Genomic DNA, 12,965 nt, shown 5'->3' on the forward strand with positions numbered 1-12,965 from the left:
ATTCCTCGGCTGGATCCGGATGCTTCAGCCATCAAGCGTCGCGGGGGTGCGGTAAGATGCGATCGTCGCCGCCGGAGCAACCGCGCGACGCGGAGCGGGAAGAGCAGGACCCCGGCCTGGAAACAGGCTCGTCAGGCATGAAGATGGCCCATGATAACTTGAACCCCTGGCTGCGGTCAGCCCTGCTGATGGTACTCGGCTCCGGCCTGCTGCTGATCCTGGGCGGCTGCCTGATCTACCAGGACATCAAGGAGCGTCACCAGCACTTGGCCGAACGTGAGTTGCTGCTGGTCAACAGGCTGCAATTGCAGACCCTGAGGACCTGGCGGGAATCCCGGCTGGCCGATGCCCAGACCCTGATGGGCGACGTGCCGTTCAGCCGCGTCGTGGCGCAATGGCGGCTGGCCGCCGCCGCAGGTCTGGCCGACGAGCCGGCGCTGCGCGCCCTGATCCAGGGCAGGCTGCGCCTGCTGCGCGAGCAGGCCGGCTACGATGCCGCCTTCCTGGTGGATCCCGGGGGCACCCTGCTGCTTTCGCCTGAAGGCGACGCCACGGGCCGCCTGCCCGCTCCGGAATCCCGCGCGTTGAGTCGGGGATTCTCCCTGGCCCAACCCGCCACGGTCGAGCCCCGCCGGGACCCGGTGTTCGCCTTCCCCTTTTTCAGCCTCCTGGCGCCGGTCTACGCTGACGACGAGCCCGTCGCGGCCGTCTGGATGGCCGTGGACGTGCGCGCCTCGCTGTATCCCCTGCTCGAAAAATGGCCCTCCGCCAGCCGCACGGCGGAATCCGCCCTCGTCGTGCTGGAGGACGATCACGCGCGGGTGCTGAGCCCGCTGCGCGACCGACCCGACGCGGCGCCGAACCTGCGCATCCCGCTGGCCCGGGCGGACGACCCGATGGTCCGGGCCGTCACCGGCATGCGCGGCCTGTTCTATGCACACGACTACCGCGGCCAACCCGTCATCGCCATGGCCTCGTCCATGACCGGCTCACCCTGGTACCTGGTTTCCAAGATCGATACGCAGGAAGCACTGACCAGCCGCTGGCGGGAACTGCTGCGCATCGCCGCGCCGATCACGTCCGGGATGCTATGCGTATGGCTCGTCCTGGCCTACGTGCAGCACCAGGCCTGGCGCCGTGAACACACGCTCAAGCGCCTGCTGGAGCAGCAGGTGCGGCGGGATCCCCTGACCGAGGTCGCCAACCGGCTGGCGCTGGAGGAGCGGCTCCGGGAAGATTGGCACCGCGCGATCCGGCACGGCCGGCCCCTGTCGGTGCTGATGATCGACGTCGACGACTTCAAGCACTACAACGATCACTACGGCCACGTCACAGGCGATCACTGCCTGCAACATGTCGCGAAGGCGATTTCCTCGGTGGCGTCCCGCACGACCGATCTGGTGGCCCGCTACGGCGGCGAGGAATTCGCAGTGCTGCTGCCGGACACCGGCCCGGACCAGGCCATGGCCATGGCGCAGGCCATCCGCGCGTCGGTGTCCGACGCCGCCCTGGAACACCCTCTTTCGGCCCATGAACGGCGCGTCACGGTCAGCATCGGAGTCGCGAGCATGACGGACGTTCCCGCTCCGAACGTATATTTCGATGAAGCTCGAAAGGGTCTGCTGGAACGTGCGGACGCCGCCCTGTATGCGGCGAAGCGCGCGGGCAAGAATCGGATCGAGATGGGGTGACGAAGGCTGGATGGTGGGCGGTACTGGGTTCGAACCAGTGACCCCTGCCGTGTGAAGGCAGTGCTCTACCACTGAGCTAACCGCCCAATCGGGCTGTTCAGGATCCGCGCGGAACGCCCGGGATCAGCCGACTGGAAAGACGGCTATTGTACATGGTTTTTCGTCGGCCCGCCGGCGCCGTCTCAGCCCGCCACGCCGTCCACTTCGGCGGGAACCTCGATCCGGCGCCACAGGCAGGGCCTGCCCGCGGCCTTGTCGAGTCCGTCCAGATAAGCCTCGTGGGCCCGCAGGGCCTGGGCGTCGACCTGGATGACCGGCAGGCTGGAGGCATCGAACCTGCCCGGGGCTCCGGCCGCGCCGGCGCCGGCGCGGCCCGCCGCGTCGTCGGGAGCTTCGTCCAGCAGGGAATCCTGGCCGCGCGTCATGGCCAGCCACACCTCGCCCAGCAACTCCGAGTCCAGCAAAGCACCGTGCAGGGTCCGGTGCGCGTTGGAAATGCCGAACCGTTCGCACAGCGCATCCAGATTGTTGCGCTTGCCCGGGAACATTTCACGCGCCACCAGCAGGGAATCGGTGATCTTGCCGCACAATTCAGTAAACGGCGGCAGCTTGGCGCGGCGCAACTCGGCGTTCAGGAACTTCACGTCGAAGGCCGCGTTGTGGATGATGACCTCGGCGTCGCGCACGAAATCCACCAGTTGCTGGGCGACTTCCGGAAAACGCGGCTGGCCGGACAGGAATTCGGTCTCCAGTCCGTGGACCCGCAGCGCCTCGGGGTCGCTGTCGCGATCCGGGTTCAGGTACAGGTGCAGGTGGTGGTCGGTGACCCGCCGATTGAGGATTTCGACGCAGGCCAGTTCCACCACCCGGTGGCCCTGATCGGGCTCCAGGCCCGTGGTTTCAGTATCCAGAATGATTTGACGCATGGGATCCCCCGCCGGCCCGCGAGAGCCGGCCGTATGGCGAAATTCAGGAGGCGCGGGTGCCCTGCGGGTCCTCGACGCCGAGATTGGCCAGGGCGTCCGCCCGCTCGTTGCCCGGGTCGCCGGCATGGCCCTTGACCCACCGCCAGTGTAATTCATGCCCGGCGGCCAGCCCGTCCAGGAGCTGCCACAGATCGGAATTCTTCACCGGTTTCCTGTCCGCCGTGCGCCAGTCGCGCCGCTTCCAGTTGGGCAGCCATTCGGTCATGCCCTTCTGGACATAGGAGGAATCGGTATGCACCGTCACCACGCAACGCCGCTTGAGCGCCCGCAGGGCCTGGATCACGGCCATCAGCTCCATGCGGTTGTTGGTCGTGTCCGGCTCGCCACCGTGCAGAGACTTCTCGTGCCGGCCCTGGCGCAGCAGCACGCCCCATCCCCCCGGACCCGGATTGCCCTTGCAGGCGCCGTCCGTCCAGGCATCCACCCTGGGTTCGGAGGGCTCGTTCTTCAGACCGTCCCTGGAGTCAGCCATGTGTATCCTCGTTGATTCGATTGGCGACGGGCGCCACGGCGCCTCGGCGCACGCGGCGGCGGCGCGGCTGGCGCCAGGCCGGCCCGACCAGACGCATGCCCGCCACCCGCTTGACCGCCGCGATCGCGTACACGGCACCGCCGGCGGGCCACCAGCGGTCGCCCGCATGCTCCATGAAGCGCCAGCGATGCAGCCAGGCCCGGGTCGCGCACAAGGGGGTATAGCAGCCGAAGCGGCCCCGGTCCAGTTCGAAGGACAGCAGTCTGAACCAGTCCTTCAGGCGCGCCGGCGAAACCTGGGACGGCACAGGCACCGGCAGGCGCAGGTCCAGGCCCGGAAGGGATTCGCGCAGCCCCCACAGACTGTAGGGATTGAAGCCGGTCAGCACCACCCGTCCCTCGGGCATCAGGACCCGCTCGACCTCGCGCAGGACCTGATGAGGATCCACACACCATTCCAGGGTGTGCGGCATGACCACCAAGTCGATGCTTTGCGTGTCGAAGGGCAACTGCTCCGGTTCACAGACCAGGCGGCCGGCCTGCGTACCGAAAGGCGCGCTGGGACTGTGCGCCCAGGCCTTGTAGGGGATGCGGTTGGCCTGCAGCAGGTTCCAGTGCGGCAGCCCGATTTGTATGGCATGATAACCGAACGCATTGCTGACCATGCCATCGACCTGGCGCTGTTCCCAGGCGCGCACATACCGCCCCGCCGGGGTTTCCAGCCATTCGGCCAATTCGATCGGCATTTCGCGCTGCGCTGCCACCCTGACTCCTTCGCCATGAATCCGTCCGCCCCCTCCCAAGCCGCGCAGGCCATCCTGACGCCCATCCCGGCCCTGTCGGACAACTACATCTGGATGGTACAGAAAAACGGCTACGCGCTCGTCGTGGACCCCGGAGAACCCGGTCCCGTCGAGGCCCTGCTGCGCGACGGGCCGATCCTGGAAGCCATCCTGATCACGCACCATCACGGCGACCACGTCGGCGGGGTGCGTGCATTACAACAGCGAACCGGGGCGCGCGTCTACGGGCCGCGCCACGAAAACATCCCGGTCCGCGACGTGGCCCTGTCCGAGGGCGACACCGTGGACCTGCCTGGAACGGGACTGCGGCTCCAGATTCTGGACATCCCCGGCCACACGGCCGGCCACATCGCCTACGTCGGCCAGCTGGACCCCGGACGGCTGGCGGTCTTCTGCGGCGACACGCTGTTCGCCGCCGGCTGCGGACGCCCGTTCGAAGGCACCCCCGACCAGATGCTCGATTCCCTGGACAAGCTCGCCCGGCTGCCGCCGGACACCCTGGTGTGCTGCGCGCACGAGTACACGGAATCCAATGTCCGCTGGGCCCTGCAGGTCGAGCCCGGCAACGCCGCCCTGCTGCGGCGCGCCCGGGACGTGGCCCGGCTGCGCGCCCGGAACCTGCCCACCGTGCCCTCCACGATAGGCCTGGAGCGGGAAACCAATCCGTTCCTGCGCACAGGCCGGGCCGACGTCCGCGCGGCGGCCGACCGGCATGCCCGGGCATCCCTGGACACGCCCCAGGCGGTCTTCGCCGCCCTGCGGCAATGGAAAAACGACTTCCGGTAGGACAACGCTGCCCGACCGACGCGGCGCCACCCGGCGAGGCCGCCTCCGGGGCCGGACCGGATGCGACGATTCGGGCGATTTCTCAAATACCTCGCACAAACATGTGATTCCCTGGGTAAAATCGGGAAATTCGCGCCCTGAAATCCCCCGATGATCCACCCATGAAAATCCTGCGACTTCTCCTGCCGCTGATCCTGGTGGTGCTGGCCGGCTGCGCCACCCGCCACCAGACGGCCGATCAGCGCCAGGCCTATGTGGCGGAAGACACCTCACGCACCGTCGACCTGACCCATCCGCCCCGCGACATGTGGGACCGCATCCGGCGCGGCTTCGCCATCCCCAATCTGCGCAACGAGCGGGTCGACTACTGGACGGACTACTACGCCTCGCACCCGCAATCGGTGCTGCTCATGAGCCAGCGGGCGGGCAAGTACCTGTACTACATCGTCGACGAGCTCAACCGGCGCGGCCTGCCCACGGAACTGGCGCTGCTGCCTTTCGTCGAATCCGCCTACAATCCCAACGCCCTGTCGCGGTCCCAGGCGTCCGGCCTGTGGCAGTTCATCCCCAGCACCGGCCTGCACTACAAGCTGGAACAGGACTGGTGGCGCGACCAGCGGCGCGATCCGGTGGCCTCCACCCAGGCGGCGCTGGACTATCTGAGCTACCTGTACGATTTCCAGGGCGATTGGTACCTGGCGCTGGCTTCGTACAACTGGGGCGAAGGCGCCGTGAAGCGCGCCATGGACAAGGCAGCCGGAGCCGGTCAGCCGACCGGCTACACCGCCCTGGACATGCCCGACGAGACCCGCAACTACGTGCCGAAGCTCCAGGCCATCAAGAACATCATCGCCCGCCCGGAAAAGTTCGGCATCACCCTGCCCAACGTCAGCAACGCCCCGTACTTCACCACGGTGCGCAAATCACGCGACATGGACATCGCCGTGGCCGCGGCCCTGGCGGAAATGCCGCTGGAGGACTTCCAGGCGCTGAATCCCTCGTACAACCGGCCCGTCATTCTGGCCGCGCACAATCCCGCCCTGCACCTGCCCCTGGACAAGGTCGGCGTCTTCAACGAAAACCTGGAATCCTACACGGGCCGCCTGTCGTCCTGGCAGGTCGTCCACCCGAAAAAGGGCCAGTCCCTGGCCAGCATCGCCAAGGCGCACGGCATCACCCTGGACCAGTTGCGCCAAGCCAACAAGCTGGGATCGAAGCAGACCCGCGCGACCGTCGCCACCTTGCTGATCCCCGCCCGGGAAGTCCCCGCGGGCGGCCTCATGCTGGCGTCCTACCAGACCTCCGCCACGGAACCGGCGGCCGGGGCGGCCCCGGCCAGGCGGGCGGGCGCTCCGACCCAGGCATCAGCCCGGCTGAACGCGCCGAACCTGCGTCCCAAGCCCAGCGTCCGCACTCACACGATCCGCCAGGGCGACACCCTGTATTCGCTGGCGCGGCGCTACAACACCTCGGTGGACGCCCTGCGCAAGCTCAACAACCTGAAGGGCTCCTCCCTGTCGGCCGGCCAGCGCCTGCGCGTGCCGGGGACCGAGGTGCAAGGATGAGACAGTACATGGTCCAGTCCCCTGCGGACTGGACCGTGCCTGACGAATCCAAGCGGCTTGCAAGCCGCGCGGTGGGGAGATCTTCGCTCCAATTGAACTTTCTAGACAGGAACACACCATGGGCTTTCTGAACGGCAAACGCATCCTGATCACCGGCGTACTCTCGAACCGATCCATCGCCTACGGCATCGCACACGCCTGCCGCGCCCAAGGCGCCGAGCTGGCCCTCACCTACGTCGGCGAACGCTTCGAAGGCCGTGTGCGCGGCTTCGCCGAGGAGCTGGGCAGCAGCATCGTCATCCCCTGCGACGTCGCCGACGACACCCAGATCGAAGCCACCTTCACGACTCTGCGCGAGCACTGGGACGGCCTGGATGGCCTGGTGCATTCCATCGGCTTCGCTCCGCGCGACGCCCTGGAAGGCGATTTCCTGGACGGCATGACGCGCGAGAACTTCCGCATCGCCCACGACATTTCCGCCTACAGCTTCCCCGCCCTGGCCAAGGCCGCGCTGCCCATGCTGGAAGGCCGCAACGGTTCGGTCCTGACCCTGACCTACCTGGGAGCGGAAAAGGCCATCCCCAACTACAACATGATGGGCCTGGCCAAGGCGTCCCTGGAAGCCAGCGTGCGCTACCTGGCCAAATCCATGGGCAAGAAGAGCCTGCGCGCCAACGGCATCTCCGCCGGCCCGATCAAGACCCTGGCGGCCAGCGGCATCCGCGACTTCTCCAACATGCTGAAATACGTGGAATCCCAGTCTCCCCTGGGCCGCAACGTCACCATCGAGGACGTCGGCAATGCCGCCGCCTTCCTGCTGTCGGACCTGGCCAGCGGCATCACCGGCGAAATCCTGCACGTGGACTGCGGTTTCTCAAACACTGTGCCGGGCATGGATTGAGGCCCGGCGGCGAAGCCGCCGGGCACGCTGTCCGCCAAGGTACGCGACCAGTCAGGCCGGTCGGCACGCCAACGCAACCGGGTCGCAGCGCGTGATCCCAGGCGGCGCAGCCAGCAGCGCATCGAAGCGCTCCAGCGCCTCGCGCACCGGAGCCAACGCCATGTGCGTCTCCCAGGCGGCCTCGTCCCGATACCATTCGCACAGCAGAAACACGTCGGGCCGGTCCTCGCGGCGCTGCACGGCATAACAGGCGACCCCGGACTCGGTCTCCGCCACCGTAACCAGCGAGCGCAGCACCGACTCCAGTTCGTCCAGCCGCTCCGGGCGGCCGCGTAATTCCACCATCAAAATATGCATGGCATGTTTCCTTCATCTGAACGGGATGGAGCACACAGCATGCCAGCCGCCTCCAGGCGAGTATTGTAGAAATGCGTCCTGGCCCGCGCCGATGCCAGGTAGGCGCCCGGCGTGATGCCTACCCGGCACCCGAAATCCCGGACGAAATGCGCCTGATCCCAGTACCCGCCCTCCAGCGCCGCGTCGACGACGCGCGCCCGCGGGTCCAGCATCAAGCGGCGCACCGTGCGCTGGAATCTCGCCAGGCGGGCGAACTCCGCCGGCGACTGGCCCGTCAGCGCCCGCCAGCGCCGTTCCATCTGCCTGCGCCCCAGGCCCAGTTCGGCAGCCAGATCGCCGATCCGCAACCGCCCGCCTTTCCGGTACGACAGAGCCATGCCCGCCTCGACCCACGGGTCGGGGGCATCGGGACGCAAGCGGGCCAGCAGGAAACGCTGGAGCAGCCCGGCACGCTCGACCCGGTCCGCCGCATCCGACAGACGATCCCGCAAGAGCCGACCCTCGGGCCCCCAGATCCGGGAGAATGAAGGCGCCTCGTCCCGGAGCACGGACTCCGCCGTCGGCATGAACCGGCCCACTGCGCCGGCCCTGAAGCGGACCGCGACGAACCCGACTCCGGACTGAGGCGCCAGATCCAGGACGGCGCGACGCAGGCAGAGCAGGTGGCCCGACGCCAGGGGCGCCGCCCGAGCGCCCGGCACGCGCGGGCGGAAGGGGACGCCGTAGTGGAAATACAGTTCGGCGCCGGTGCCCGGCAGCAGGACCGGCAGCGCGATGGACTCACCCGGAGCCGCTTCCCAGCCCCACAGGCGATCGATGAAGGGACGCAGCGCCGGCACCGGCGCTTGCTGGAACGTGATCATCGCGACAGTACCAATGAAAAAGCCCCTGGTTCCAGCAGATATGGAACCAGGGGCTCGATGGATCCTGGCGGACAAGGGGGGATTCGAACCCCCGATACGCTATTCACGTATACACGCTTTCCAGGCGTGCGCCTTCAACCACTCGGCCACCTGTCCTGCACGTCCGCACGACATGGCGGCAGACGAAGTCCGCTATTCTAACAGAAGAACGCCCGATCTGTCTGAGCACGGAACCAGGACCCGGAACCGGGCCGCGGCCAGTGCGATCAAGCGACACCACGGCCCGCGGGCGTGGCCATCCCCATGCCGCCCACCATGCGCTCGACGTAGCGGGCGATCAGATCGATCTCCAGGTTGACCGGGGAGCCGACCTCCAGGTTGCGCAAGGTCGTGACCTGAACCGTGTGGGGGATCAGGTTGATGGAAATTTCCGTGCCCTCCTCCTGGTCGTCCACGCGATTGACCGTCAGGCTGACGCCATTGACCGTGACCGAACCCTTGTAGGCCAGGTACTTCGACAGGTGGGCCGGGACGATGATGCGCAGTTCCGTCGATTCCCCCACGGCATCGAAGCAGGTCACGCGACCCACGCCGTCGACATGGCCGGACACCAGGTGCCCGTCCAGGCTGTCGCCCAGCCGCAGGGCATGTTCCAGGTTGACCTCGCCGGGGCGGTCCAGGCCGCAGGTGCGGTCCAGGCTCTCGCGCGAGACATCGACCTCGAATGCGTCCCCATGCAAGGCGACGACCGTCATGCAGGCTCCCTGGATGGCGATCGAATCGCCCAGCCGGGCCGCCGCCAGCGGCAGGCCGCCGGCCTGAATGGACAGGCGCACGCCCGCATCCTCGCCACCCCCCAGGGGGTGGACCTCGGTGATGCGGCCCACGGCCGCGACGATTCCAGTGAACATGGGACTATCCTATTTTCAAACCGCAGGCTTCGACCAGCGTCCTCCAGCGGGCCGGATCGCGCAGGCGCAGCCGCATGTCCCGGTCCAGTTGCAGGACATCCAGGAACTCGTACCGATAGGCCCGGTCCAGGCCCGCGACAGGGTCGGGCAGCGCCGCCAGACCCTGGCCGTCGCCCAGGACACTGGGCGCCAGATAGGCCACCCATTCGTCGACGAGCCCGGCCTGGACCAATGCGCCCTGCAGCCGCGCACCGGCCTCGACATGGACCTCGTTGATCTCATGGTCACCCAGCCAGCCCGTCAGTGCCTCCAGGGACAGGCCGCCGCGGTCGTCCGCGGGCAGCACGATGACGCGCACGTTGCGCGCCGCCAGGCGGGCGGCCTTGCCGGCATCGGGCCGCGTGGTGAAGATCCAGACCGGATCGCCGTTGATGATGCGGGCCTGTTCGCCCAGTACGAATTGCGTGTCCAGCACGGCGCGGACCGGCTGGCGCGGTGTCTCGACCGCGCGCACATCGAGCATGGGATCATCGGCCAGGACCGTGCCGATACCGGTCAGCACCATGCAAGCCCGGGCCCGCCAGCGGTGGCCGTCGTCGCGGGCGGCGTCCCCCGTGATCCACTGCGAGCGCCCATCGGGCAAGGCCATGTGCCCATCGAAGGACGAGGCGGACTTCAGCCATAGCCAGGGCGTGCCGCGCGTCATCCTGGCGCAGAAGCCGGGATTCTGCGCCAGAGCGTCCTCGGCGAACAGGCCGACGTCTACCTGGATGCCGGCTGCGCGCAGCCGTTCGATCCCGCCGCCGGCCACCTTGGGGTTGGGGTCCCGAAGCCCGATCACGACCCTCGCGACGCCGGCCGCGACCAGCGCATCGGCGCACGGCGGAGTGCGGCCCGTGTGACTGCAGGGTTCCAGCGTGACATAGGCCGTGGCGCCGCGCACGTCCACGCCCTGAAGGGCGGCCTCGTGCAGAGCCTGGGCCTCGGCGTGGCGCCCGCCCGCCCGCTGGGTGCTGCCCTCGGCCAGCCAGCGGCCGTCGCGCACCAGCACGCAGCCGACGCGCGGATTCGGGCTGCTGACGAACAGGGCCTGCTCGGCCACCCTCAGGGCGCGCCGCATCCAACGGTGGTCCTCGGTGGAGAAGGTGGATTCAGGCCGTGTCATCGGCATCGTCCGCACGGCGAAATTCGTCGATGGCCTGGACGAATTCGCGGATGTCCTCGAAACTGCGATAAACCGAGGCGAAACGCACGTAGGCCACCGGGTCGAGCTGGCGCAATTCCGACATGACCAGTTCGCCGATGTAGTCCGAAGGAACCTCGCGCCGACCGCTGGTCAGGAGGCGTTCCTGGATACGCGCCGCGGCGGCGTCCACCGCCGAGGCGCTGACCGGGCGCTTGCGCAGCGCCAGGGCCATGCTGCCGCGCAGCTTGGACGGATCGAAATCGACCCGCGTGCCGTTGCGCTTGACGATGGCGGGCATCATCAGATCGACCCGCTCGTAGGTGGTGAAACGCCGGTCGCAAGCCGTACAGCGGCGGCGGCGGCGGATCGTGTCGCCTTCCTCGGAAACCCGGGAATCCACGACCTGCGTATCGGCACAACTGCAGAACGGACACTTCATCTGCGCTACGGGCGCCCATGGGCGCCCGTTCCGGTTGGTTTAGCGATAGACCGGCAGGCGCGCGGTCAACTCGTTGACCCGCGCGCGCACCCGGGCGACGTTGTCGGCATCATTCGGATTGTCGAGCACGTCGGCGATCAGGTTGCCGGTGAGTTCGGCCTCGGCCTCCTTGAAGCCGCGCGTGGTCATGGCCGGCGTGCCCAGACGGATGCCGCTGGTGACGAAGGGCTTTTCCGGGTCGTTCGGGATGGCGTTCTTGTTCACCGTGATGTGCGCCTGGCCCAGGACGGCCTCGGCGGCCTTGCCGGTGATGCCCTTGGCGCGCAGGTCCACCAGCATCACGTGACTTTCGGTGCGGCCGGACACGATGCGCAGGCCGCGCTTGACCAGGGTGTCGGCCAGCACGCGAGCATTGGCGGCCACCTGGGCGGCATAGGCCTTGAATTCGGGTTGCAGGGCTTCGCCGAAGGCCACGGCCTTGGCGGCGATGACGTGCATCAGCGGGCCGCCCTGGATGCCGGGGAAGATCGAGGAATTGACGGCCTTTTCGAATTCGGCCTTCATCATGATCACGCCGCCGCGCGGGCCGCGCAGGGACTTGTGCGTGGTCGAGGTGACGAAGTCCGCATGCGGCACCGGATTTGGGTAGACGCCGCCGGCCACCAGGCCCGCGTAGTGGGCGATGTCCACCATGAACAGGGCGCCGTTGTCGTGGGCGATGCGCGCCATGCGCTCGAAGTCGATGTGCAGCGAATAGGCCGAGGCTCCGCCGACGATCAGCTTGGGCTTGTGGGTGCGGGCGAGTTCTTCCAGTTTGTCGTAGTCCAGGACCTCGTTGGCGTCCAGGCCGTAGGAATGGAAGTTGTACAGCTTGCCGGAGGCGTTCACCGGCGAGCCGTGCGTCAGGTGGCCGCCTTCGGCCAGGCTCATGCCCAGCACGGTGTCGCCCGGTTTCAGGACCGCCATGTACACGCCCTGGTTGGCCTGGGAGCCGGAGTTCGGCTGCACGTTGGCCGCTTCCGCGCCGAAGATCGCCTTCAGGCGGTCGATGGCCAGCTGTTCCACCACGTCCACGTATTCGCAGCCGCCGTAGTAGCGCTTGCCGGGATAGCCTTCGGCGTACTTGTTGGTCAGTTGCGTACCCTGGGCCTGCATGACGGCCGGGCTGGCGTAGTTTTCCGAGGCGATCAGCTCGATGTGCTGTTCCTGGCGGGTGTTTTCCTGCTGGATGGCGGCCCAGATGTCCGGGTCGGCCTGATCGAGGGTGCGGGAACGGTCAAACATATGAGGTAGTGGTCCTGGATGCAGAAAGGTCAGAAAAATCAGGGAAGTCAGGTCATTCTAGCGCGAACCCTCCACACCCCTACAGGGCGTGCAGGCGAGGGTTCAGGGTATAGGTTCCGGTCAGGGATGCCTGCGCAAGGACATGCCCCCGCATGGCCTCCAGGGCCTGCGCGCCCGTGAAGCGGCCGGATACACCCAACTCGGCCACGTCCAGCGCATAGACCGTGAAGACGTAGCGATGGACCCGCGCGTCGTTCCAGGGCGGGCAGGGACCGTCATAGCCGAAGTAGTCGCCATTCATATCGCGGTCGGCGGCAAACCAGCCGGTGTAGTCGTTCAGACCCTGGCGCGTGCCGTCCAGGGCCAGGGGGCCGGCCTTGCCGCGCGGCGTGATGCCGTTGGAGTAGTCGCCTTCGGCGACGGCGCGCGTGTCGGGCGACACGTCCACCAGGACCCAGTGGAAGAAATCGGTGCGCGGCAGATCGGCCGGGACCTCGCGACCCTCCTGGTTGACATCGTCGGGCCGCGTCGGCACGTCAGGATCGACGCACAGGATCGCGAAGGATCGCGTGCCCTCGGGCACGTCCGCCCAGGCCAGGTGCGGATTGCGGTTGCCGGCCAGGGTGACGTGGGCCTGCGAATCGATCCGCGCAAAGGCGTTGCGTTCGGGAATGACCCCCTGGTCGGGGAAGGATTCGCTGTGCAGTTTCATGGGGGCCTCC

14 protein-coding genes and 2 tRNA genes are annotated in these 12,965 nt (G+C 67.7%); 4 read left to right on the top strand and 12 right to left on the bottom strand.

All coding sequences use genetic code 11. The features are described 5' to 3' along the window. The first annotated feature begins 143 nt into the window (after positions 1–143). Positions 144–1,691: a GGDEF domain-containing protein gene (locus ACTPOE_RS10635; protein WP_458872165.1), complete on the top strand. Its 1,548-nt coding sequence runs from the start codon at positions 144–146 to the stop codon at positions 1,689–1,691. An 11-nt stretch (positions 1,692–1,702) separates the two neighbouring features. Here the strand turns inward: ACTPOE_RS10635 and ACTPOE_RS10640 are convergent. The 4 genes from ACTPOE_RS10640 to ACTPOE_RS10655 all read right to left on the bottom strand — a co-directional run bounded on the left by ACTPOE_RS10640 (position 1,703) and on the right by ACTPOE_RS10655 (position 3,912). Beyond that, positions 1,703–1,777: transfer RNA gene (locus ACTPOE_RS10640), tRNA-Val, on the bottom strand. 96 nt (positions 1,778–1,873) lie between these two features. Then, entirely contained in the window at positions 1,874–2,617 is a 744-nt protein-coding gene (gene dnaQ / locus ACTPOE_RS10645; protein WP_458872166.1) for a DNA polymerase III subunit epsilon, read from the bottom strand. A gap of 43 nt (positions 2,618–2,660) precedes the next feature. After that, complete coding sequence (gene rnhA / locus ACTPOE_RS10650; protein WP_458872167.1) at positions 2,661–3,149, bottom strand: ribonuclease HI; 489 nt, start codon at positions 3,147–3,149, stop codon at positions 2,661–2,663. Then, positions 3,142–3,912 carry a class I SAM-dependent methyltransferase gene (locus ACTPOE_RS10655; protein WP_458872168.1) on the bottom strand — a complete coding sequence of 257 codons (771 nt, stop codon included), beginning with the start codon at positions 3,910–3,912 and terminating at the stop codon, positions 3,142–3,144. The genes rnhA and ACTPOE_RS10655 overlap by 8 nt, the downstream gene beginning before the upstream one ends. A gap of 15 nt (positions 3,913–3,927) precedes the next feature. On the opposite strand from ACTPOE_RS10655, the gene gloB reads away from it, so the two are divergent. The 3 genes from gloB (at position 3,928) to fabI (ending at position 7,203) form a co-directional block, all read left to right on the top strand. Continuing rightward, positions 3,928–4,737: a hydroxyacylglutathione hydrolase gene (gloB, locus tag ACTPOE_RS10660; RefSeq protein WP_458872169.1), complete on the top strand. Its 810-nt coding sequence runs from the start codon at positions 3,928–3,930 to the stop codon at positions 4,735–4,737. Between the two features lie 161 nt (positions 4,738–4,898). Then, positions 4,899–6,302 (top strand): transglycosylase SLT domain-containing protein, encoded by a 1,404-nt coding sequence (locus ACTPOE_RS10665; protein WP_458872170.1) that lies wholly within the window; start codon positions 4,899–4,901, stop codon positions 6,300–6,302. 118 nt (positions 6,303–6,420) lie between these two features. Beyond that, positions 6,421–7,203, top strand: coding sequence for an enoyl-ACP reductase FabI (gene fabI, locus ACTPOE_RS10670; RefSeq protein WP_458872171.1), 783 nt, complete (start codon positions 6,421–6,423; stop codon positions 7,201–7,203). 51 nt (positions 7,204–7,254) lie between these two features. Here fabI and ACTPOE_RS10675 read toward each other — a convergent pair whose 3' ends face one another. From ACTPOE_RS10675 to ACTPOE_RS10710, 8 genes are all read right to left on the bottom strand, one after another. Beyond that, a complete protein-coding gene (locus ACTPOE_RS10675; RefSeq protein WP_458872172.1) occupies positions 7,255–7,560 on the bottom strand; it encodes a putative quinol monooxygenase in 306 nt (101 codons plus the stop codon). Continuing rightward, positions 7,548–8,423, bottom strand: a complete 876-nt coding sequence (locus ACTPOE_RS10680; RefSeq protein ID WP_458872173.1) for a helix-turn-helix domain-containing protein — start codon at positions 8,421–8,423, stop codon at positions 7,548–7,550. The genes ACTPOE_RS10675 and ACTPOE_RS10680 overlap by 13 nt, the downstream gene beginning before the upstream one ends. Positions 8,424–8,488: 65 nt before the next feature. Continuing rightward, a tRNA-Ser gene (locus ACTPOE_RS10685) sits at positions 8,489–8,579 on the bottom strand. A 110-nt stretch (positions 8,580–8,689) separates the two neighbouring features. After that, on the bottom strand, positions 8,690–9,334 hold the full coding sequence (locus ACTPOE_RS10690) for a riboflavin synthase (RefSeq protein WP_458872174.1): 645 nt from the start codon (positions 9,332–9,334) through the stop codon (positions 8,690–8,692). 4 nt (positions 9,335–9,338) lie between these two features. Continuing rightward, positions 9,339–10,499 carry a bifunctional diaminohydroxyphosphoribosylaminopyrimidine deaminase/5-amino-6-(5-phosphoribosylamino)uracil reductase RibD gene (gene ribD / locus ACTPOE_RS10695; RefSeq protein WP_458872175.1) on the bottom strand — a complete coding sequence of 387 codons (1,161 nt, stop codon included), beginning with the start codon at positions 10,497–10,499 and terminating at the stop codon, positions 9,339–9,341. Further along, positions 10,486–10,959: a transcriptional regulator NrdR gene (gene nrdR / locus ACTPOE_RS10700; protein ID WP_458872176.1), complete on the bottom strand. Its 474-nt coding sequence runs from the start codon at positions 10,957–10,959 to the stop codon at positions 10,486–10,488. The genes ribD and nrdR overlap by 14 nt, the downstream gene beginning before the upstream one ends. Positions 10,960–10,998: 39 nt before the next feature. Then, positions 10,999–12,243 carry a serine hydroxymethyltransferase gene (gene glyA, locus ACTPOE_RS10705; protein WP_458872177.1) on the bottom strand — a complete coding sequence of 415 codons (1,245 nt, stop codon included), beginning with the start codon at positions 12,241–12,243 and terminating at the stop codon, positions 10,999–11,001. A 79-nt stretch (positions 12,244–12,322) separates the two neighbouring features. Continuing rightward, entirely contained in the window at positions 12,323–12,955 is a 633-nt protein-coding gene (locus ACTPOE_RS10710; protein WP_458872178.1) for a YbhB/YbcL family Raf kinase inhibitor-like protein, read from the bottom strand. Positions 12,956–12,965: the final 10 nt, after the last annotated feature.

Source organism: Castellaniella sp. WN, assembly GCF_054457555.1.